Here is a 21,633-nt window from a genome sequence, read left to right as displayed (position 1 = left end):
CCCATCCCCTCATGGAGGAATTCATCATGATCCACTTCATTGCAGCGGATCTCCGCCCCGTCATCTCCGAAGCCCGAAAACAGCAATGTCGAATCGTGCTGGTCAAGGATCACGGCGTCTACATGCTCGCGGAGAGAGGCGAAATGGAAAACGGCCGACGCAGCATCATCGCGTGGGCCGTCGAATGCAATCCCGATACGGTGCCATTCGACGACTGGCGGGAGCGCGCCCGGGCAGAATTCGGTGGCGATGATTTCGTCAAGTATCTCGATCGCAACGATGCGGTCTTCGACCGCGTGATCGTCGAAGGCTTCGATCTCCAGATCGAAGCCGATACCGGTTACCTCTACATCAACGCTGTCGCCCCGCGGTCCTAAAGGTCTGCCTCCTTTTCGCTCCCATTCAAAGCGCCTGATCCCTTCGGGGCCGGGCGCTTTTTTTTGGTTCATCGCGGATTTCCGTGGATGCCGCCGACTACCCACTACCGCCCGTCGACCCGGCGCGACATATAGGGCGGCTTTCAAGGTCCTACGGACGTTCGTTGACTCGCATTGCGAGACTGGAATTCGGCCATTGCCTACAGTGGCCGATAAGGAGTGTGTGGCCGTTCGAGGTCGCTTTACCGACATGCGCGACTACGTGTCGGCGAATGTCAGCTTTAGTTATTGGCGAATGATTCTTCTCGACCCGCAACGGCCCCCCAGCCTTCTCGATAACGGCCGCTCGCCAACGCTTCCCTATATCGCCCGTTTCACGCCAAGGCTCACCTTAATCTTCCCGCTTGCTAGCATGGACTAATCGGATTGCCATGTCGTCTGCATCTGCGAATGGACATCGCAGGACAATCGCGTCATCACGTTCAGGACCAGTGGTGACCATTGATACCGGAATGCCGACTTCGCGCTGAATCGCTTCGATCAGCGCCGTTGCTTGGCCGGGCAGTTCGTCATAAGACCGGATGCCTCGGGTCGCACCGTCCCACCCGTCAAAGCGCTTGAGAATCGCCTGCAGGCGCTGCTGTTCGGCGTTTGTGGACGGCATGTAGTCGATGCGCTTCCCATCAAGCTCGTAACCCACGCACACGTAGACCGACTCGAAGCCATCGAGCACATCGAGCTTGGTCAGTGCGAGCGAGTTGATGCCGGATACCTTGCAGCCCTGCCGCAGTTGCACAGTGTCCAGCCAACCACAGCGACGCGGCCGGCCCGTGTTGACTCCATACTCGCCGCCGCGTTGCCTGAGCGTGTCGCCGGATGTCCCGCCCACTTCAGACATGAAGGGACCTTCGCCGACACGGGTTGCATAGACCTTGCTTACGCCAAGTACCTGCCCCAGTCGCGACGGGGCGATGCCGGCGCCACTGGCTGCACCGGCAGCAATGGTGGTCGACGACGTTACATAGGGATAGCTACCCCAGTCAACGTCCAGCATCACAGCTTGCGAGCCTTCGAATACCGTGCGCTTGCCCGATGAATAAGCGTTGTCGAGTTGTTCCCAGACACGTCTCATGAACGGCAGGATTCGTGGCGCCATGACAAGCAGGTCACCCAACATCTGGTCTCGCGAGAAAGTGTCCAGACCCAGGCCACGGAACCACGCATTATGGTGCTCAAGCAATACGTCGAGCTTCAGACCAAGCAACTCAGGCTCAGCCAGGTCGCAGACGCGCAAGCCTCGACGCCCAACCTTGTCTTCGTATGCAGGACCAATGCCGCGTAGCGTGGTACCGATCGGCTTTGCGCGCAGGCGTTCCTGAGCGGCGTCGACCGCGCGATGGACCGGAAGGACAAGCGTTGTCGTCTCTGCGATTTGCAACAGCTCTGGCGTTATGCGGATGCCCATTGCGGCCATGCGGTCAATCTCCGCCAGTAGCGCCTCGGGGTCGAGGGCTACGCCATTGCCGATCAGGCCAAGCTTCCCGCGGACTACGCCGCTGGGAAGCAGCGCCAGTTTGTATGTCTGGCCGTTCACCACGAGCGTGTGACCGGCGTTGTGGCCGCCGTTGTAGCGGACGACGATGTCCGCCTTTTCGGCAAGCCAATCCACGATTCGGCCTTTTCCCTCATCGCCCCACTGCGCACCCACCACAACCACATTCGTCATATGTTTGTATCCCTAGTGACTTAATCGAACGAACCGCGAAGCAGATCTACCGCCATCTGGCGCACTGTAATGGGTTATCGCAGCCGCGATAAACGATATAAACTCACCGTATCTGTCAGAAAAAGTCACATAGAGGCCCTATGTCGCGTCGACTACCACCGCTGAACGCGCTACGCGTATTCGAAGCCGCCGCCAGGTTCGAGAGTTTTTCCGCGGCAGCCGACGAGCTTTGCGTCACGCACGGGGCCGTCAGCCGGCAAGTGGGGCAACTGGAAGCCTGGCTTGGACTCGGTCTGTTTGAACGACGTGGGCGGAGGGTCGTACTGACGGCGCCGGGGCGCGCGTACCTGTCCGAGATATCGGCGGCGCTTGACCGCATCGCGCTGGCCACAAATGAACAGCTTCGGGCTACGCGACAGCAGATCATCAGAGTTAATGCACCGACCACCTTCGCGTTGCGATGGCTATTGCCGCATCTTTCTAACTTCCAGCTGACCAATCCGGCAGTTGAAGTTCGATTGGTTACTTCGGATGAACCGATTGAAAGGCTCCGCGACGAATGCGATGTAGCGATTCGCGGCAGCGCGCAGAAATCGGTGGGTTACGTAGTCAACGAATTTTTGTCGGAAGTCCGACTACCGGTGTGCTCGCCCAAGGTGTTGAACTCTCGTCCGATACACCAGGTCTCTGATCTGGCGCATCACACCCTGCTGCATACGGCGACCTATCCCGGGCTTTGGGCCGAATGGTTTGCGGCGTGCGGTAACCCTGAGCTTGTTGCACACAACTCCCAGCAACTGGATCATTTTTATTTGACCCTTCAGGCCGCCATTGATGGCCTGGGTATTGCGATGGGCCCGACCGCACTTGTAGCGCTTGATGTTGAAGAGGGCCGTCTCGTGTTTCCGCTCGATGGCCCAGCATTGCCGGCGTGGCGCTACTGCAGCTATGTCCACAATTCACGCATCGAGGATCAGGCCATCAATATCTTTATGACGTGGTTGCGCGAACTGGGGCATCGATTTTCGCGCACCGCATAGTGCAAGAACGGATTTCGTAAATGCAAAAAATTAGCGGCGAGTCCTATAAATCTCGGCTGGTAGCTCGGAAATTCTTCAGAGAAATTTTCTGATCGCTGACGATCCAGGCGCTGTGTTGAATGGCCGGTTGTGGCCGATTACACCCGCTGAACGCGGTGCCACAGAGCCGTCGTTGGCGCCAGACGAATTCTTCCGGCTGGCAGCTTAGTGGCGGCTTGAGCGAACGCGTACAGTCGGCCAGATTCAGCCATTGACTCTCATGTTTTGAGGGCCGCTCCACCGACCGCTCCACTCAGGGAGCTGACTTTTGTGCCCCGAATATGTCAATCGGCTGATTAACCATGAGCGCAGCAACATCGCGTGCAGGCATAATTGTGACTCTTCCGATTCCAAGCGGTGGGGTGCGATGATTGAGGGACGCCTGGTACTAAAAGTCGATGACGAGCTTCGTCATCTTGCGTCATACGCGCTTGGAGACGATGGATCGTTATACCTATTTTTGGTTCGAGAAGGTACTAACGACCATAGTCTATTGCATGAGCTTGGGCGAGACGAACCGACGAGGGTCGATTTCAAAGGACAGCGACCAAAGACGAAAAAAATCTCGTACCATGCATCAGGCCTCATTAGGTATCACAACGCTGATCATCGGAACGTATACCGTGAGCCGTTGTGCGCTGTGTGCACTGTCAACCCAATTGTCGCTTACATCATTCCGTCTGTGCAGAAGTTGGATATGTTGGAGGCAGCTCGCGAGAGCGATTTCGTTTTCGACCTCGAAACGGACGGCCGTTTGCAGTTTTCATTTTGTGTGACGCCATGGCAGCATGTGCCGCTGGTCAATCACGGCGCGATTCGGTTTCACAACTTATTTGCACTTGTCGTCGAAATCGGTGAGCCCGCAATCGAATTACCTAGAGAGTTGGCGCAGCACGTAACTACTTGCGCGGTCAAAGAGGGGTTTTCCACGCCGTTGCTTGACGAGCCGACGGCTTTTGCGCGCTTTCACCAACAGATCAATCAAACACAGAGCTTGATACTGTATTCACCCAATGCAAGGGGCGAGTATCGGATAGTGTGCGCAGTGCCGATGCGAATTCCACCCGCGCTCGAAATTCGCTTCGTTGACAAGTCCTACACGGCAGAGCCGCTCCCGCCGCCTCCGAAGCGCGGCACTGTAGAGCTCAGATTTCGGGTCAAAGGCAAAGGTGGCTATCTTCGGCAAGAAGTGCCCATTGAGTTTTTAGCCTTGCACGCCGAGTTGTAGGCGTCGGGCGAAGGTCGCTTTCTGGCCGACAGTTCTCTCTGCGTTCCCCGCTATTCCGCGAAGAGGTTTTTGTGTTGGTGTCTTTTCTCTCGACGCGGATCTCTCGACGTAGCGCGAACGAAAAAGCTGTCCTATGCTTGACAGTGCAGCGCGCATCACTGGGAAAGTCCGGCCGGCATCGACCGTGCCGCTAACTGCTGCCTCCCTCTGGACCCATGTTTGCGCTGCCTCCACTTCTTCCATCGACGCGGGCTCCTGTCCGGTCTCTCGCGCGCAGCCTCGCATGCGTGGCGTTGATCGCCACCGGCGCACTCGTGGCGCTCGCCACATGGTACCCGGGGCACTGTCAGGTGCTCCTGTTGCTCCTGCCAGCCGTATGGTCGCGCGCGCGGGGACGCGCCTCGGCGGTCGCGATCTGGATCGGCTATTACCTTGCTGGCGCACGAGATATTCCCCTCGTGTGCATGCGCTTCTTTTCCGGCTATGGAGATCTGACGCGACCAGAAGCGCTGATGCTCGGCGTCTCGTTCTGGATCGCGCAGGCGTGCGTGCTGGCGACACCGTGGGCCGTGCTCAAACCTGAGTCGGACGCGAGCGCCACACGCCACGCCTTGTGCGCCGCCGTCGCGACGGTGCTCGTGACCGTACCACCACTCGGGATCATTGGATGGTTATCGCCGGCATATGTCGCCAGCACCCTCTTTCCCGGTTGGAAGGCGCCAGGCCTGGTGCTCGGCATAACCGCCATCGCGTGCGCGGCCTCCGTCTCGCGCGGTCGCTTCGCCCGACAGGTTGCAACGGTGCTGGTGATCCTATCCCTTCTCGCGCGCGGTGTGGCGAGCGCGCCAGTTGTACCGTCCCGGTGGACAGCACTCGACACACGCCTTGGCCGGTTCGATCAGTCCAGTTATGCGTCGCTCTATGCCCGGACGCAACAGGTCCAGACGAGCGCACAGCGTGCGTTCAGCGAAGGCGCCACCGTTGTGGTCCTTCCCGAGGAAATCGTGGGGCTGTGGCGCCCGGCGATGGGCTACTGGTGGCGTAACGATATCCAGGCATTCGCCGCGGCCAGGCGAACATTGATCGTCGGCATGGACCTGACCGCGTCCCGCACGCCGTTGCGTTACACCGACAGCGCGGTCGTCGTCGGCGCGGACCACGGTCGCCTGGACAGTCGCCAGCCGGTGCCGGCGGCGCTGTGGCGCCCCAGTGCGGCCGTCAGCGCGATCCGCGGGAGTCTCAGCCAGCCCTACGTCACGGTCGCAGGCAAGAGCGTGGCCTTCTCGATCTGCTACGAAGACCTATTGTGGTGGCCGCACTGGCGCATCCTGCAGCAATCGCCCGACGTGCTCGTCAGCCTGTCCAACAGCTGGTTCGATGCGGACCTCCCGCTCGCACACATCCAGCGCCAGGGTGTCGCCGCAATCGCCCGACTATCCGGTGTGCCATTGCTTCGTGCGGTGAACCGGTAGCCGCCGTTGGTCCGGGCAGGCGTGGGATTATCCGCCACGTTCCCGCTCCCGCTGTCCTGATGCCGCAATGCCGGATGCCGACCGAAGACGAAAGCGCCCCGTTTGCCCGCCGATCGGTGTGCTGATGCGCTACCGGGACAGGATGGTGCGCCTGGTTGCCGAGGCGAGCGGCCAGCGCGCCATTATCGAGTCCATCCTTGAAGACGGACGCCAGTTGAGGAGCGTGGTGAAGTGGCATAACCTTGTGAATCCTGGCGACCAGCTCTTCTGAGTCCGACCCATGCAACTCGATATTTTTGACGACAGCCGTGATGTGATGCTGCGCAACGATGTCCTGTCGGCATTGCAACACCACGATGCCTCCGGCGCCCGTCGTGCGCTGCAGATCCTCGGGCATGAATATCCGGACGATGCGGCGCTCGTGGCGCTTGACACGCTCGTGACCGCCCTCGAAGCGCGTTGCAGCCTACCCTTTGCGAACCATGACGCCGCGCTTGGCGCGCGGGAGACGCTACTGACCCGCGTCCGACCCTCGGCGAACCAGCTGATGGGCGAACGGGCCGCCATCGCCTGGCTCGCGCCGTTCTGGAACGAACTCGCGCAACGCGCCGCGGGTCTGGCGTTCCGTGCGGCCCAACCCGATGCACACGGCGCCGCGCTCTACCTGCATGCGGGCGACTGGAAAGCCGCCGAAGCCGCCGTCACGCGCCTCGAATCCTGGCGACGCATTCCCGCACCGCTGATGTGGATGGCCGAATGCCGATACCGGCTCGATGGTCTCGAGGCCGCCTGGCCGCTTCTGGCCGAACTCGCATGGCTTGCACCCCCCCGTTTCGATGGCCTGCTCCGCCATCTCGAGGACAGCTCGCTGGACACGCTGCGCAGGACATTCGATGCGTCCTTTGAGGGAGGCGGCGATATCGCCGACCTCGCGTGGTTTCCGGCCTGGGCGCTGATCCAGAAAACCGGACTCGCACCGTTGCTGAAGCAGGCGCAACCCTGCCGTGACACCGACCCCGAACGGGCAGCAAGACTCGTGCTTCGGCTGCTCGCGCTCGAGCGCGGGGGCCGTCACCACGAATTGATAGAAAGCCGCCGCGATCTGCGTGATCTGCACGATGCGCTCTACCGGCACTACATGAAAACGCGCTGAATGCTGAAAACCGGGATGTCACACACGAGCTCACATCGATGGACCTTTGCCGCCCGTTTCCGGCGTAACGCCTTCGGCTGGAAATCAGCGCTGCCGATCCAGCGGCTGAAGGAAGCGGTCGTCGAGATCCGGCAGGTGGCGCGCTCCGATGCCGTCCTTCCCGCCGAAGGCGCAGTGCTCCTGCTCGAAAGACTGTCTCCGGCACTGGAACAGGTCGACAGTTCGTCCGGCGCGATGGGCACCGCAGTCAATCGTGCCATCGATGCACTGGCTCCCCTGATTGCCGCAGCCAAAGTTGATTCCACAATCAGACAGGCGTGGCTGGAACGTCTCTTTGAGGCGTTGCAGGAAGACCAGATGCCGTATATCGAACGCCTCGCCGATGTGTGGGGAGAACTTGCTGCGACGCCAGATATGGCATCCGCATGGGCGGACAGGCTGTTGCCCATCACGGCGCATGTGATCGGCCCCGACGGCCAGGGTGGATTTTTTGTCGGTACTACCGCGTGCATGAGTGCGCTTTACGTCGCGCACCGGTTCGACGAACTGCTCGCACTGGTCGACTCGGCGCGCTTGACATGGTGGGTGTACCGGCAATGGGGTGTAAAGGCGCTCGTGGCACTCGGCCGGCCCGAAGAGGCGCTATGTTACGCCGAGCAGTCGCGTGACGCCCATGCGCCGGAAAGTGCGATCGCCCTCGCCTGCGAGACGATCCTGCTCGCCTGCGGCATGACGGACGAGGCCTACCGGCGGTATGCGATCGCGGCTAACCGCTCAGGGACGTACCTCGCGACCTTCCGTGCGATCGCGAGAAAGTATCCCGGGAGATCGCAGGCAGCAATCCTGCAGGACCTGATCGAAAGCGAGCCGGGCTCGGAAGGCAAATGGTTTGCGGCCGCGAAGGACGCGGGACTCTTCGATCTCGCGACGTCGCTCATCCGGACCAGCCCGACCGATCCGCGTACCCTGATTCGGGCAGCACGGGAGTTCGTGCAGCGGCAGCCGGCGTTCGCGATAACCTGCAGCGTGGCCGCTCTGCGCTGGATAGACGCCGGCGCTGGATACGAGATCACGGCGGCAGATGTGCTCGATGCCTATGCGGCGCTCACCGACGCGGCCTGCGTGAGCGGCGCTTCCCGCGATGCTCTCAACGCGCGACTTCGGGAACAGTTCGGGCCGACTGCAGCCTCCGCATTCGTCGGCAACGTGCTCGCGCCGCATCTCCGGTAGCAGCACCCCGCGAAGCAACCGCCGTGCGGCTAACCTGGTATGGGATAACGCTCCTACCGCTCGCCGCCGTTGACTGCGTCCTTGAACCCCTTGCCTGCGGTGAACTTCACCGTTTTCGCGGCAGCGATGCTGATCTCCTCACCGGTCGCCGGATTGCGGCCCGTGCGCGCCGCACGCTTGCCCTGACTGAACGAGCCAAATCCGATCAGTTGCACGCTATCACCCTTGACCACCGCGCCCTTGATCGCGCCGATAAAAGCATCGATGGCCTCGCCCGCGATGGCCTTGCTCGAGCCCGTTACTGACGCGACGGCATCAATCAGTTCCTGCTTGTTCATGAATTCTCCTTCTGTCAATGCAAAAATAAGACGGCACGATATGGCGTGGTCGGCTACGCGGACGGCCACAAAGCAAACCAATCCGCGTACCGTACCGCGAAGACAGCTGACCGCACAAGCCCTCTCTCGCCCCCTCTTACCGATTCGACGGACTCGATATGGCAAGCCAATAGCCGCAGCGTCGCATATGGACGGTCACGGCCGCCTGCCTCAACGCGGCAATCACAAGAGCGAAAGACATCGATCCAGCGATGACGCAAGCACCCTCATCGTCCTGTCTCGCGGTCGGCGCGGTCGTCAACTACCAGACAGGTGCGCTCGAGTAATGCGCCATGGGGGTGGCGGATCTCGACCGTGACCGGCGCAAGGCAACCCGCGCTGCAGCGGCCCTCGCGCGAGACCTGGACGATCCATCTGTGAAACCGCGCAACGTACGGCCCGTGGCGCGCGAGCGCTACGCCCTCATACACCAGCGCCCGCAACATCCGCAGTTCCTCAACGTCCGGCATGGCCGGCGAACTGACGTCCATCATTTTCGTGTCCTCCGCCATACTCCAGCGTAGAAGTCATGCAGGGCGAACGGTGCGCGCGCATGAGATCGACGAAGGTGCAAGCTATTCGGCCGTGGCTCGCGCCGCCCGACGCGAACGCCGGCCTGCAGGCTGGTCAGAGGTGGCCGCATCGGAGTCTGCATGATCCGGCGGCGTTCCTGGTTCCTCGCCCGACGTGGACTCTTCCGCTTCGCCATCGGCCTGGCCGGCTGGCTCGCCGGCGCCTTCGTCCTGTGCTGGGACATCGGACTCGCGCGTCTGGCGCGGGCGGTACACCACCTGGTCGATGCGCACGAGGTTCAGGGCAATGGATTCGGCGTCAACATGGGCGCCCGCGTCCGCCTCGTTCTCGCGGTTGATCCATGGACTCACGTAGAAGTCGCCGCGCACGACGACGCTCGCGCCCGTGCGGATGTGCTGCATCACGCGCTCGGTCAGGCGCTCATTCCACACCGTCACGTCGACCGGAAAGGTCCGACCTTCGCGCTGCTCCAGTGTCCCGTCGTCAAGACGCCGGTAGCTGGCAGACATGACGCGCAGTTCGACGATGCGCCGCGTGCCGCTGGCGGTGTTGACCTGCTTCATCGTCGGCGACGCCAGCACGTTGCCGACCAGTTCTGCGTAGATGCCCATTGCGGACTCCGTTCATCAAGGATTGCCCCCTGCGATACGAACGCGCTGTCCATTGCCTGCTTTTTTGGATGGCTGCTCTGCGTCAGCCTGATGTCCCATTGTTCACGCCACGACAAGACGCCTGCGGCCGTCTCAGGTGTCACTGGTCCGTCGAAGTTTCACGGTGCCGTGCTCCAGGTACATCGCGAGCTGACTCGCCGCATACCGGAAAACCGACTCCAGTGCGTTGAGCTCCTTCGCGCGCACATCGCACTGTTGCAGGTACGCGCGCAGCGGCGCCGGAATGCGATTGAAACATTGCTTCGCGCGCGGCCAGGCGATTGCATGCGGCTCACCGCGGACGAACCAGTCGAGACGATGGCGCGTCGCGCCGCTCGCCAGTGCAATGCGCACGCAGCGCAGCGACACGTCGAGCCCGGTGGTCGTGCTCTCCAGAGCCAGCGTCTGCATTTCCGTCACAGTGCCCTCCAGCCAGTGCTCGTACGAGCGCAGCAGCACGCGTATTCCGGCGTCGCCCGCGATCCGCGATACAGGTAGCGCCATCGCTGGCCCAGGGCTGCCGGCTCCCTTACCCTTAAAGGCCTTTGAACGTCGATCCAGATCCGAAGGTCGGTCAGTCATTGCCACAGTCCTCGCATCATTGCACCAGGGCGTCTGCTGCAGCCTGCGCGAGCGCGTCGTCCCCGGACAGCGGCACACTGTCGAGCAGACGCAGTTCCGCATCCGACAGGCGGCTCACGCGCCGCCGGCTGTGACGTGGTTCACGCGCGCCGGTAAAGACATCCCGCGGCAAGACACCGAGCAGCGCGCGCGCCGCTTCAACCCGCTCGCGTGCGGCAGCATCCGCATTCGGCAAAAAATCGACGCGCGAAAGCGGCAGCAGTTCGGCGCGCGTGAGCACGCGCTGGCAGTGCACGGCGAAGTGGAACACGGACAGGCACCGGTGCCTGGCCGAGCCGATGCGCCGGAAGCCCTCTGTCGATGACATCAGGTCGCGCAACACCGCGGAACGCACGAGGCGCACCAGATAGTCGAGCTCGACCAGCAGCATGACGATCATGTAACCGTACGGCGAGCCAAACTCGAGCGAGACGTGCGCAGGTTCGCGTGATTGCAGCACCGAATACTCGAGGCCTTTTTCGTGCGCGGCATCCAGCAACTGGCGGGCATGCTGCTGCTCGAGCTCGTTCGCGCGCCGGATGCCGGAGATGCGATCCGCGATCTCGATGAGCTTCCAGTCCGCATAGGGGTTGTCGTTGCCCGACAGAGACCACAACGCGCGCAGCGACGCAGCCACACGGCGGCCGCCCGCCATCGCATGTCCCGACTCCCCTGGAGCTACGGCCCGGCCAAGAAACAGCCGCATCGCGTCGCGCGTGTGCAGCCGCATGCGGTCCGCTCCGTCGCTCCCAAGCTGACCCATGCGGCTGATCTCCTGAGCCTCGTGCGGGCGCACCAGTGGATCGCTGCCCTGTCGCAGCGCGTGAGTCTCGCGCATGCGATTCAGCGCTTCCTCACGTTCGAGAAGCAACTGGTAGCGGCCGAACAGCGGATCGGCAGGATCGGGATCACCGTCGGCAATCAGGTGTGCCAGGACGGCGCGTTCAGTATCAACGTCATAACCGTCGGCAAACGGGGAAGACTTGGAGCGCGCGAAGGCGTCGACAGACGGATCAATGGTGCGAGACGAAGCGGCGGACGGTGTACCCATAACAGACTCCCTGAAACAGGTGTTCGTTGGACAGTGAGGGAAACGCCAGCGCTGTTACCCCGGGTAACAGCAGGCGGCCCCGCACCGTTGCGTGTTAACCGGGGTGACAGCGCGCGCGATGGGAAAACACGGGCCCGGTACGCGCATGTGCTCTGCAAACGCGATGGATCCGGTCACGCATGGGTGCCCGCCTGACTGGCCGCCCCGCATGCCGAATGACGCGCAGGGCGATGTGCGATCCGTTCGCGCAGTGCATCGCGAATCGCCGCGAGATTCCGGCGGGCCGTCTCAGGCGTTGACGCGCCCGGCTCCATCGCATCACCTGGAAGCACTGATCCAGCGCTCCCGGCCGCCCCGCCGATCCCCCGCCTGCGTACCGCGCGCTCGAGGTGCGCCCTGGCGGGGATGAACTCGCCGCCGATGTAGCGGCGCACGAGCCCTGCGATGTACGCGACGGGCAACTGCACCGGCTGGCGCCGGTGGCCTGCCGCCATCTCGTCGAGCAACATCTGGCGGTCGGTCGCAGGAACCCGTGCGAGGTGCGAGGCGATGAGTGCGCGATCGTTGACCGGCAGCATGGTGGGCCAGATGAGTGCGCTGGTGTCGTCTGCCGCGGGCAATGGCAAGCTCGGCGAAGCAGAATCGGCGCGAGGATCGATTCCCACCACAACCGCGTTTGACCCCTTGCCGGTCAAGATCGCTGCACCGGCGGTCGTTGTAGTCCTGTATGTAATCCTTCCGTATACGCGCGCGTCTTGAACGCCCGTTTCCCGCCATCGGTAATGGATCAAACCCGCCGACTGCAGTGGCACCGCAGGCGGCTCCACATACAGCCGGAGACTTCCGGTTGGCGACTTCGGGCGCTCCACCGCCCAGGCACGCGCGTGTGGCGCATGAACGTCAATGGCGGACGGCCGGGTGTTACCCGGGGTAACATCCGGCAGCGTCGCTGCGGCTGCACGCGCGTCTTCTTCGTGCAGACTCTGCGCGAGCAGGCGCTTGCGCGTCGCGAGCCGCTCGCGCATATCGCCGCGCGACACCAGGCGCTCGAGCTGGCGCTTCAGTTCGCCCGCATTGACCTGTGTAAAAACACGCCGCCCGGTGCACTGGCGCATGAACTCGCGAATCAGCCCCTGGCGCACAAGCCGCGCTCTCGCGTTATCGAGCTGACGCCGGTTAAGTCCCAGCGTGCGTTGCCACTCTCCGGCTGTGTGCGTGAACCAGGTACATTGCCGGTCGGCCTCGCGGCGCTGCAACTGCACCATGCGCGAGAGCAGCAGCGCGGCATTCACGTTGCCGACGAGATCAACAAAAACGCGTCGGTACGCAACAGTCGGCCCCAGCAACGCGTCACCCGCGAACGGGTCCGCCCGCATTGCTTCGATCGATGCCGGGAGCTGCACGGCCATTGGACAGGTCGCACGAACCGCGGCCGATATGGCTTCCACCTCCAGCCGGTAATGCATGCGCGCAGGCTGACCGCCACGCCATTCGGCCAGCAGGTTCAGGTCCCGCATGCGCCGCCGCGCATTTTCCTGCTCTTCACGCGACAGGCCTGTCTCGATCAGCCAGTGTTCGCGGGTCTTGTGGATCCAGCCGCCGTTGACCTCCACGTCGCGTCCGCGTCGCGTCCAGTACACGAGCTGCGAGAGCAGCAGCGCCTGCTTCGGATGTCCGGTGATGCGGGCCATGCGCGTCCCGAAAGCGATGGGACGGTACGGCCTGAGCAGAGTCCACATCGTTTCGAACTCGGTGATATAGGGATGGCAACCGGACATCATGACTGGACCTCCTCTGGCTGGTTCAGCTGTTGCGGCTGATCGGGACGTACAGGGGGCCAGACAATATGCGCGGTCCGCTCCTCCGCTTTGCGCTGAAGCAGCGCGAGCACAGCCGGCCAGAGGATACGGAACTCATCCGCCAGCAGCGTCTTGCGCCGACGATGCGCGATCAGGCCTTTCGACCGGAGCAGTCGCCGCGCGGCGCGCTGCTGCGACTCGGTGAGCGCCAGTCTGCGCGCGAACTCGTCGGGCGCGACCTGAAGCCAGTCATGGTGACGTCCCGTCTCGCTCTCAACCGTCGACAGTTCCGTGAGCATGGCGGCCGCGGCGAGGTCGCCACAGATCTCGACGAAACAGCGGTCTATCGCGATCGGCACATCGAGCATCGAGAGCACCATTTCGGCTTCGGCAGGCGGCAGTCCGGGTGAATCATCCCAGGTCTTGCCGGGCAGCAGGTTGCCCTGCGGATCAAGTCGCATGTCATACATGGTCAGACTCCTGATGGGAAGAAGGTGGGGCAAGGTCTCCGGTGTCCGCGTCGAGTGCCGCGAAAAGCGTCGCGAGCGACCATTGCCCGTCGCATTGCTCATGCAGCGCCAGATAGCGTTCGCGCAGGTCGCCGATGTCTTTCAGACTGGCCCACGCATCGAACAGCAGATCCATTCCGGAGCGCGACAGCGCACGCGGTTTCGTCGGCGCGGCGACATTGAGTTCGGCGCGCAGCCGTGCAATTGTTGCGCGCGTGGTGGTGCGGAAAAACGTTCGGATCATCGGAATACTGGCCTGCCGCTCCACAAAGGCGCGCAACAGGTCCTGATCGCGCCACTGCCGCTCAATCAGCTCGCAGCGACGCTGCAGCGCGCCGGCATCCGCAAAGACACGCAATGCACCCGAGGTCAGCAGATCGCGCACGAGCGCCGGCGAACGGGCATCACTGAGCACACGCCTGATCGCGCCCGGTAGCCGGTCTGTCAACGATGTCCGATGCGGCGACGCTGTTCCACATGAAACTTCGTTATCCTCATGTCCTGCGATGACGTACCGATCTGTCATGCAAGCACACGCAATCAGCTCGAGTAGCACGAAATGCGCGAGCGCTTCGCTCTCCAGCCGCAGGAAGACATTGTCCATCACGCCCCTCCCCGCTGAAGCCGCTCGTCTGCACCCGGTTCAGGCCAGCGCGCCGGTGCAAAGCGCTCGGGGTACGCCGCCCGGAATGCGCGCGCCGCGCGAATGACGTCGTCCCACCACTGACCGATCGGGTGATCCGGATTGAGCATCACGTCGAACATCACGTCCATGCGGTCGGCGAGCAACGGCTCGCCGACGCTCGCGTCACAGGTGCGGTTCCACGTCTCGTCATCGCGGGCCATCTGTGCGAAGAGGCTCCCGGAGGGAACGCGTGCGATGCCCGTTGCGGTGTTTTGCCGTGACAGGCTCACGAGCCACCACCAGCCGAGATACCGGTTGAGCATCTCTTCGTCACGCTGCGCGCCGACGCCGGGCGACAACCCAGGCGCGACACCGGGCGAGAAGCGCGGTCTTTCCGGCGGCGGTGGCTCGACCATGAATCCGTAGGGCAATGCGGGTGCGTCGCGTACGCAGCCATCGAGACCGCAGGTTCGTGCGAAAGTCAGCACCGCTTCCCGGAAAAGCTCACCCTGGTTTGAAGAAGACGCAGCGTGCAGCGCGCTGTCCCGGCGAACGTCGTCAGTCACCACCGTGGATGGGTTATCCGGTGCGCGTTGCGGAGCAGCCGTCGACACGACTGACTCGCCACGCCGTTGCCCGACACAGGTCGGGCGTGGCACGGTTCCATCCGCAGCCGGCGTGGCGCGAGGCTGTTCGTCGAACCGGGTCAACCTCACGGGTCCCGACGAGGCCGAAGGATCCGGTGTGGTCGCTGCACGATTCGCGTCGACATCGGATGCGATCGATGAAGATTCACGTCGCTCACCCGGCATGCCACCGACTTCACGTAAGTCATCACCGGCAGCGTTCGGTGTGCGCTCCAGCAGATGACACATCCGGTCCATCGCGTCGCGCGGCACGCCGAGCTCGCCTGCCAGCCGTTGTTTCAATCCGTCGACCAGCTGCGCAGCATCAAATGGTGCAGGCTGCGCCAGCGTGCCGGCCGCATCCGGGTTGTCCGGATTGCAGCGGGCGGCGATGCCGGTCAGTTGCGGATCGATCACCCGCACCTGCAACCACTGATCGTCGAAGCCGAGACGCCTCGTGAGGCGCAGCAGCATGCCGATACCCGGCTGGATCACATCGACGAGCGCGCGCCGGCTCAGATACGCCGTCGCAGGTCCAAGCCCGGAGAGACGGTCGACCGCGAACTGGAAGAGCGAGAGCAGCACATGGCTCACCGGTGCCCCTTCCTGTTCAAGCAGCCGGGAGAATTCACGTAACGACAGCGTCTCGCTACGTTCGGCTTCGAGATCGGTCTTAAGCGCTAGATAGCCATTCGCCTTGTCCCAGAAGCAGAGGTCGGCGCGCTGGTCATTCTCGCGCAGGTGCGCCGCCAGCAGCTTCGCCTCACCGGGATACAGCACGTAGATAAAGTCGTAGTAAAGGAAGCGTTCGTCGCGGGTTTCATCGTGAAGGGCCGTCGCTGCCGTCACGCGCGAATTGCCGCCCTTCGCCACCACGTAGCGCGTCTCGCCTGGACGGCGGGTCACCGTCACGATCTGCTCGATGCCGTTCACCCGGATCGACTCCTTGAGTTCGACGATGCGCTCGTGCGACGCGCGCCGCGGATTGCGCTCATAGACCATCACATCGGTGATCTTCAGCCGGACCACCGATGTGAGTTGCGGATCGGGCGTCTGAGCGCCCGGCGGGGACACGTCCAGGCGCTGGGCAGCGAGCGCTTCGCGCGCCTCACTGAGCGGCTTGTCCGACACGTTCATGCGACCGCCCCCTGCCGGATGCCGCCGGCCCCGGTCTCGCCCGTCGAACATTGCGGCGCACCGGCATAGACGTTCGCAAGCGACGGAAACAATTCCCATGCGAGACGGTGCATGACGTTCCACGCGGAATTCCCGAACCGCCGGCGACGATCGAAGTCGTGTACCGGGACGCGTGCGGTCGCCGCCGCCGCGTACGCGGCCGCTGACGGGATCACGGTGTCGAGCACCCTGACCTTCGCGTGTCCGGCAAACCGCTGCCGCAGTACTGCCGCGAGCGCCCGCGCATTGGTGGTGCGCTCGTGTGCGTTGATCAGCGCAAGCAGGTCGCCCGAACGGAACGATGCGCCGAGGTCGGCCAGCCGGTTCAGCTCGTCGAGCATCGCGATCGTGCCCGTGGCGAACTCACCGGCACTCAGCGCATCCGGCTTGACGGGCGACACCATCACGTCTGCCGCCATCGCGGCAGACTTCTGCAATTCACCCACCGCACCCTGCGTGTCGATCAGCACTACGTCATAAGGGTCGACAAGCGGACTGCGCATCGCCCGGCGCAGGATCATCAGGCGATCCTCACGGCGATTGAGCCAGGCCTGCAGTGCAGCATCGGGCGTATCGGAATAGACCAGATCGAGATTGGAGAAAATCGTGCGGCTGATACAGTCGGCCGACGGATTGCCGCCCGAAGTCACGACTGCTGTCAGACCTTGCGATGAACGGTAATGGACGGGAAAGAACTTACTTAGACTCGGCTGGACATCTGCATCGATCGCGAGAACCTTCAAGCCGAAGGCTGCGAGCAGGCCGCCAAGATTGGCGGCGACGGTCGTCTTACCGACGCCGCCTTTGGTGGAGACGAAGGAGATAACTACCGGCACGGTGGGAGATCCAGTACAGCGTCATCGCTTGAGTGGAAATTCAGTTAATGAAAAAGAATATGGTCGCTACGTCGGATCGTGAGACGGCCCGTATGGATCGCGACTGCCGTCCTCGGTGACGTCTCCGGCGGCCTCGTTTCCACCGGAGTGCGTCAGTTGCGAGGCGATCCACTTTTCATACTGGTCGACCGGAAAAAGACGCCGGCGCCCCACGCGAATTGACGGTGGCATCGGCAGCCCGAGCGTCAGGCGGTTGCGTGCTGTCGCCGGCGCGATATGCAGCTCCCGCGCAATCTCTTCCAGCGTGTAGAAGCGCCTGCTTGTCACTTTCCCTCCACGGCACCTCGACGCACCACCCGTCCAGCGAGAGCTCATTTCGTTCGGGTACGTCCAGGATTGTCTATTACTCGAATGTACCTATAATCAAGGCACACGATCACTCTAGGAATGTGAGACAGACATGTCAAGCACCACTGATCACGAAGACTCTCATCAGCGGGTTGCACAGGTGCGCGAGCATCTCGGCCTGTCGCAGGACAAGATGGCCCGGCAGCTCGGGCTGTCTCTGCGCGCCTATGCCAATTACGAGCGCGGGGAGCGTGCGATCCCGATCGAACTGCTGCGCGGGCTATACGAGCGGTTTTCAGTCGATCCCGTCTGGCTGCTGTCAGGCGACGGCAGCATGATTCTCGACCGGGATGTGCGGTACCGGCTCGACCAGAAGACGCTCGACAGCGTGCTGGTCTCCGTCGAACGGATCGAACAGCGTCTAGAGGCGCCACTCGATGCGAAGAAAAAGGCGCGACTCATTGGCCTGCTCTACGAGCAGTGCCAGTTGCTGGGCGAGAGCGCCGAGCAGATCCTGAAGGATTCACGCATCGGTCGCCTGACGCGATGATTGCGCCCAGGTCAGCAGCGGGAACAATTCTGCAACGGCGCCCGTCAACATCGGGCGAACATTAATCTTCCGACGTAACGCCTTTTAGCGCATGCGTGAAAACGCCTGCGATATCGCCATCGGTCGGGAGAATGGAATGGGACGCCGGGAAGAAATCAGCAAGGAACTCGATCAACTGGCAACCGAGATCGAGAAGGATGCCCTGCTTGCGCGTGGCGGGCATGCCGCAAAAATCCCGTCGGCACCCGACATACATATCCGTCTCGAACTCGTCATTGCACAGCAGGTACCCATCGGGTTTCAGATCCACCTCTCGACGGAACCGGTCGATGACGGCGGACCATCATAGCCGTGTACGTTCCGTTCCTGGCTCTGGGCCTGGCCAGCACGCTGATTCGTGAAAATCCTGCGGCCCCTTGATCAATGCTCCGCACGATACGGCATCACCCCGTGATGGTGCCTTGATTCGCCAAGTCCACGACGCAATCCTGTTGACACCATGACAACGGTTGCCAGTAACACTGCCTGCGGCCATCGTCATAGGCAAGCACCGCGTCGCCGCGGATTCCATACAGGGCACGTGACAACACAGCACGCAAATTGACGCTACAACGCCACCCGACCGCCTGTCTGTTCAGTGCTTCTTCAAAGCTCACTGCGTCTTATCGCGTGACGTTACGCAGTTCTACCAGGCATTGACCCACACGCCCAATATCCCTGAAGCGTAACGCACAGGTGTCTGCCCGTTCACACTCGCGCCGTTCATTTCCTTGCCGCCGGAAACAGCCGGCAAGGAAGGAGGCCCATCGCGCATGCCGCTGCCGAAAATGCAACTGTACGAATATTTGCGCAACGCGTGACCGACCGGCCCCCTCCTTTCGTAAGATCAAAACTCAGTTGTGTTTTCGCCCGTCCGCCTGCCGCGCAGTTCGCGTCCGCTGCGGACGACGTGATTGTCTTCCTTGCGAACTGACCCATGCGAGGTATCCATGAATAGTCGCGCCGTGATCCAGGACCAGGATCTGATCCGCTCCGCGTTTCCAGAGTGGAACATGATTCACCGTGCCATGACATCGCCCGACGTAATCCATGTCGTCGTCGATATCGTATTCGACTGGATGAGCATCACCGCCGCCATGCTGATCCTGCAGCGCCTTGGATGGTGGTCGGCGCCGGCGATCGTTGCATGGGTCGGTAACCGGCAGCGTGCGCTCGGCAACCTGCTGCACGACGCCGCGCACCGCAATCTTGCCCGCTCATCTCGCCTCAATGATGCCCTCGCGCGCCTCTTCATCGAACCGGCGCTCTTCAACAGCCTTGCGCTCTATCGTGAGCTCCACGCCCGCCATCATGCGTGGCTCGGCGACCCGGCGCGCGATCCTGACTACATCGCCGTTCGTCCGAATCCCGGCGAACGCTGGTGGCAGCCGTTTTTCAAGGTTCTGCTCGCGCCAGCGGCCTGGTCGAGCTCGACGTTCGGGCATCTGCATCTGTCGAGGCTCAGCTGGATGCAGCGCTTCGGCATGGCCGGATGGTGGGCCGCCGTACTGGGTGCCATAACGCTTGTATGGGGCGTTTACCCGGCGGCGCTTTTCTTCGGCATATGGATGCTGGCGAGAGCCACTGCCTTTCACGCGATCACGACGTTTCGTGAGCTGTGCGACCACTTTGGTCTGGAGCGAGGCGGGATCTTCAGCTACACGCGCGACGTTTCTTCCCGCAGTCTATGGCGGCGGATCATTCACCCGCACAACAACGGCTTCCACCTCACGCATCACCTGATGCCGTCGATTCCCTATCACCGCCTCGCACACGCGCAACGCGAGCTGCTGGCATTGCCTGTCTTCGCCGGCGCGGCCAGAGTCTGCCACGCGTATTTTCGCGGCCCTGATGCAGTCGTGCGTGAATGGGAAGTCCATGGAGGCGACAATGTTGCAGCGTAATCTCGGGGCGGTCCACGTGGCTGCGCTGCTTGTCTCGGCAAGCTACGGTGTGGCATTCCTGCTCGGTTCCGGCGAAATGGCACTCCATGCCGGTATGGCGGGCAGCCTCTATGCGATCGTCACCGCGCTGGGCATGCTCGCGCTCGCGCTGGCCGCACCAGCGCTCTGGCGGGGACGCGAACTGATCTGGGACGTGTTGGGCGAGCGCTATGGTCCGGTCGTGCGCAAGCTCGTCGCGCTCCTCTCGCTCGTCTGGATGTCCGGCGTGCTGGCGGCCCAGATCCATGGCGGTATTGCCGTGCTTGTCGCGACGGGACTGCCGGCAACCCATGCACTCGCGGTGATCGCCGCGGCCCTGCTGGTCATGTCCTCCATCGAACTCGGCTTGGCTGCAACGCTCTTCGCGTGCTGCCTGCTGGCCATGAACGTTGCGCTTCTGCATGCGCTTGTCGCATCGCACGGCCTGACCGTGTACCTCCATGCATGGCCGTCCTTCATTGGTGAGATACGCACTGCGCCAAGAGCCGACACTCTGGTCACCATTGCAGGGGTCGGCTTTCTGGTCATCACGGGATCGGACTATCAACAGTTTGTCGTCTCAGCGCGCCGACCACGAGATGCGTGGCTAGGCTGCGTACTTGCGAGCCTCTTCCTCATGGTGACCGGGTTTCTCCCGGCCGCAACAGTCGTCGCAGCGCTTCATGCCGGCAAGCTGTCCGGCCTGACGGACACCGCGGGCGCGATCCCGTCGATCATGCTGCAAACGGGTGGGACGATGGGGTCCGTTTGCATCGGCGTCATCCTGCTTTCTGCTCTCGGATCAGGGACCGCGATCACGCGCGCGATGTCATCGGCACTTGAGCGCCTGCATGCCGGCGATGGTCGCTACGGCTATGCGTCGCGCCTGCTGATCGTCGCCATCGGTTGCGCAATCGCGACTGATGGTCAGGCGATTGTGTCGACCATCGTTTCACTGAACATCGTCTATGTTGCGGCCGTCGGGTTGCTGTTCCTCTTCCACGAGAGTGGTCGACAGATCCCCCCGCGCTGTGCATCAGCGATGTTGCTGTCTGGCGCCATCGTTTCCCTGCTCGTTTCGGCAATGAACTGGACCGGTATCGGCAATCTGCCCGGCTGGCTCCCGCTTCCCGCAGGGCTGCTCGCCTCCACCTGTGTGCCGGTCGCATGGCAGTTCGCGCCGTTACTCGGGCGCGCTCGGTCGTAGAACCGCCTGGCGACCCGAACGCGCCCCGATCGTGCTCCTGCGTGTTAGCCATGTAGCAACCGACCGGCACCATCAAACGGTCGTCAAGCCTGCTACGCCGCGGCCCACAACGTCGCCGGTGATCGCAATTTTCACAGTGACGCGATCACCGCCTGGATCACGCGAGTCGCAGGCGGCGCCGCGACCATCCTGATCGCGTCTACTGCCTCCTAAAAAATGCCGGCGACGAGCGGTAGGATCACGGCGACCGGAAGAGTCGACGCAAAGCATCACGTCGGCGAGTCGCAACGCTCCGTCAACTGGCGCGTGCGTCCCATGGCACCGGCTGAACCAGGCTCCGCCGCGCCGCTGCCATGACCAGCTCACTCATTGTCGCGAGCGGCTCGGGCTCCTGCGCCCAGTGATGCCAGTAAAGATCGATCATCAGGTCGTGCCCAGGGGCGAGCGCCACCAGTCTGCCGCCACTGATCAGCGGCCCGGCCTGCATGGCGGGGACCA

23 protein-coding genes and 1 pseudogene are annotated in these 21,633 nt (G+C 62.7%); 11 read left to right on the top strand and 13 right to left on the bottom strand.

Features of this window, described 5'->3' with window-relative positions; translation table 11 throughout:
* Nucleotides 1-26 precede the first annotated feature (26 nt).
* On the top strand, nt 27-377 hold the full coding sequence (locus F6X42_RS22285) for a DUF3085 domain-containing protein (protein WP_187636271.1): 351 nt from the start codon (nt 27-29) through the stop codon (nt 375-377).
* A 391-nt stretch (nt 378-768) separates the two neighbouring features.
* Here F6X42_RS22285 and F6X42_RS22280 read toward each other — a convergent pair whose 3' ends face one another.
* A complete protein-coding gene (locus F6X42_RS22280) occupies nt 769-2,103 on the bottom strand; it encodes an adenylosuccinate synthase (RefSeq protein WP_187636270.1) in 1,335 nt (444 codons plus the stop codon).
* A 140-nt stretch (nt 2,104-2,243) separates the two neighbouring features.
* Between F6X42_RS22280 and gcvA the strand changes: the two genes are divergently transcribed.
* From gcvA to F6X42_RS22250, 6 genes are all read left to right on the top strand, one after another.
* Nucleotides 2,244-3,143, top strand: a complete 900-nt coding sequence (gene gcvA, locus F6X42_RS22275) for a transcriptional regulator GcvA (RefSeq protein WP_187636269.1) — start codon at nt 2,244-2,246, stop codon at nt 3,141-3,143.
* Between the two features lie 736 nt (nt 3,144-3,879).
* Entirely contained in the window at nt 3,880-4,410 is a 531-nt protein-coding gene (locus F6X42_RS22270; RefSeq protein WP_187636268.1) for a hypothetical protein, read from the top strand.
* Between the two features lie 215 nt (nt 4,411-4,625).
* A complete protein-coding gene (locus F6X42_RS22265) occupies nt 4,626-5,882 on the top strand; it encodes a carbon-nitrogen hydrolase family protein (RefSeq protein WP_187636267.1) in 1,257 nt (418 codons plus the stop codon).
* 67 nt (nt 5,883-5,949) lie between these two features.
* Nucleotides 5,950-6,153, top strand: coding sequence for a hypothetical protein (locus F6X42_RS22260; protein ID WP_187636376.1), 204 nt, complete (start codon nt 5,950-5,952; stop codon nt 6,151-6,153).
* 9 nt (nt 6,154-6,162) lie between these two features.
* Nucleotides 6,163-7,035: a hypothetical protein gene (locus F6X42_RS22255; protein WP_187636266.1), complete on the top strand. Its 873-nt coding sequence runs from the start codon at nt 6,163-6,165 to the stop codon at nt 7,033-7,035.
* Complete coding sequence (locus F6X42_RS22250; protein ID WP_187636265.1) at nt 7,036-8,265, top strand: hypothetical protein; 1,230 nt, start codon at nt 7,036-7,038, stop codon at nt 8,263-8,265.
* A 53-nt stretch (nt 8,266-8,318) separates the two neighbouring features.
* On the opposite strand, the gene F6X42_RS22245 is transcribed toward F6X42_RS22250, so the two are convergent.
* The 11 genes from F6X42_RS22245 to F6X42_RS22195 all read right to left on the bottom strand — a co-directional run bounded on the left by F6X42_RS22245 (nt 8,319) and on the right by F6X42_RS22195 (nt 17,396).
* A complete protein-coding gene (locus tag F6X42_RS22245; protein WP_187636264.1) occupies nt 8,319-8,603 on the bottom strand; it encodes an HU family DNA-binding protein in 285 nt (94 codons plus the stop codon).
* Between the two features lie 266 nt (nt 8,604-8,869).
* Complete coding sequence (locus tag F6X42_RS22240) at nt 8,870-9,136, bottom strand: hypothetical protein (protein WP_246530175.1); 267 nt, start codon at nt 9,134-9,136, stop codon at nt 8,870-8,872.
* 81 nt (nt 9,137-9,217) lie between these two features.
* Nucleotides 9,218-9,787 carry a single-stranded DNA-binding protein gene (locus tag F6X42_RS22235; RefSeq protein ID WP_187636262.1) on the bottom strand — a complete coding sequence of 190 codons (570 nt, stop codon included), beginning with the start codon at nt 9,785-9,787 and terminating at the stop codon, nt 9,218-9,220.
* A gap of 132 nt (nt 9,788-9,919) precedes the next feature.
* Complete coding sequence (locus tag F6X42_RS22230; RefSeq protein ID WP_187636261.1) at nt 9,920-10,408, bottom strand: hypothetical protein; 489 nt, start codon at nt 10,406-10,408, stop codon at nt 9,920-9,922.
* Nucleotides 10,409-10,424: 16 nt separating this feature from the next.
* Nucleotides 10,425-11,498 carry a PFL_4669 family integrating conjugative element protein gene (locus F6X42_RS22225; RefSeq protein WP_187636260.1) on the bottom strand — a complete coding sequence of 358 codons (1,074 nt, stop codon included), beginning with the start codon at nt 11,496-11,498 and terminating at the stop codon, nt 10,425-10,427.
* A gap of 173 nt (nt 11,499-11,671) precedes the next feature.
* Complete coding sequence (locus F6X42_RS22220; protein ID WP_246530174.1) at nt 11,672-13,189, bottom strand: hypothetical protein; 1,518 nt, start codon at nt 13,187-13,189, stop codon at nt 11,672-11,674.
* Between the two features lie 86 nt (nt 13,190-13,275).
* A complete protein-coding gene (locus F6X42_RS22215; protein ID WP_187636258.1) occupies nt 13,276-13,767 on the bottom strand; it encodes a hypothetical protein in 492 nt (163 codons plus the stop codon).
* Nucleotides 13,760-14,191, bottom strand: a complete 432-nt coding sequence (locus F6X42_RS22210) for a hypothetical protein (RefSeq protein ID WP_246530173.1) — start codon at nt 14,189-14,191, stop codon at nt 13,760-13,762. The genes F6X42_RS22215 and F6X42_RS22210 overlap by 8 nt, the downstream gene beginning before the upstream one ends.
* A gap of 218 nt (nt 14,192-14,409) precedes the next feature.
* Nucleotides 14,410-16,194: a ParB N-terminal domain-containing protein gene (locus F6X42_RS22205; RefSeq protein WP_187636256.1), complete on the bottom strand. Its 1,785-nt coding sequence runs from the start codon at nt 16,192-16,194 to the stop codon at nt 14,410-14,412.
* On the bottom strand, nt 16,191-17,069 hold the full coding sequence (locus F6X42_RS22200; RefSeq protein ID WP_187636255.1) for a ParA family protein: 879 nt from the start codon (nt 17,067-17,069) through the stop codon (nt 16,191-16,193). The genes F6X42_RS22205 and F6X42_RS22200 overlap by 4 nt, the downstream gene beginning before the upstream one ends.
* 66 nt (nt 17,070-17,135) lie before the next feature.
* Nucleotides 17,136-17,396, bottom strand: a complete 261-nt coding sequence (locus F6X42_RS22195) for a helix-turn-helix domain-containing protein (RefSeq protein WP_102630923.1) — start codon at nt 17,394-17,396, stop codon at nt 17,136-17,138.
* 133 nt (nt 17,397-17,529) lie between these two features.
* Here F6X42_RS22195 and F6X42_RS22190 point away from each other — a divergent pair, with 133 nt between their 5' ends.
* The 4 genes from F6X42_RS22190 (at nt 17,530) to F6X42_RS22175 (ending at nt 21,135) form a co-directional block, all read left to right on the top strand.
* On the top strand, nt 17,530-17,967 hold the full coding sequence (locus F6X42_RS22190) for a helix-turn-helix domain-containing protein (protein ID WP_102630922.1): 438 nt from the start codon (nt 17,530-17,532) through the stop codon (nt 17,965-17,967).
* A gap of 91 nt (nt 17,968-18,058) precedes the next feature.
* Nucleotides 18,059-18,316 carry a hypothetical protein gene (locus F6X42_RS22185; protein WP_244201164.1) on the top strand — a complete coding sequence of 86 codons (258 nt, stop codon included), beginning with the start codon at nt 18,059-18,061 and terminating at the stop codon, nt 18,314-18,316.
* Nucleotides 18,317-18,956: 640 nt separating this feature from the next.
* A complete protein-coding gene (locus F6X42_RS22180) occupies nt 18,957-19,910 on the top strand; it encodes a fatty acid desaturase family protein (protein WP_187636254.1) in 954 nt (317 codons plus the stop codon).
* Nucleotides 19,897-21,135 (top strand): SLC5/6 family protein, encoded by a 1,239-nt coding sequence (locus F6X42_RS22175; protein ID WP_187636253.1) that lies wholly within the window; start codon nt 19,897-19,899, stop codon nt 21,133-21,135. Before F6X42_RS22180 ends, F6X42_RS22175 begins: the two co-directional genes overlap by 14 nt.
* 295 nt (nt 21,136-21,430) lie before the next feature.
* Here F6X42_RS22175 and F6X42_RS22170 read toward each other — a convergent pair.
* A pseudogene (locus F6X42_RS22170) lies at nt 21,431-21,633 on the bottom strand (HTH-type transcriptional regulator ArgP); the annotation flags it as partial.

It is taken from the genome of Paraburkholderia podalyriae (assembly GCF_014397785.1).
Taxonomy (GTDB): Bacteria; Pseudomonadota; Gammaproteobacteria; order Burkholderiales; family Burkholderiaceae; genus Paraburkholderia; species Paraburkholderia podalyriae.
The sequence above is the reverse complement of the archived record's forward strand: the minus strand, read 5'-3'. Positions and strand labels throughout refer to the sequence as shown.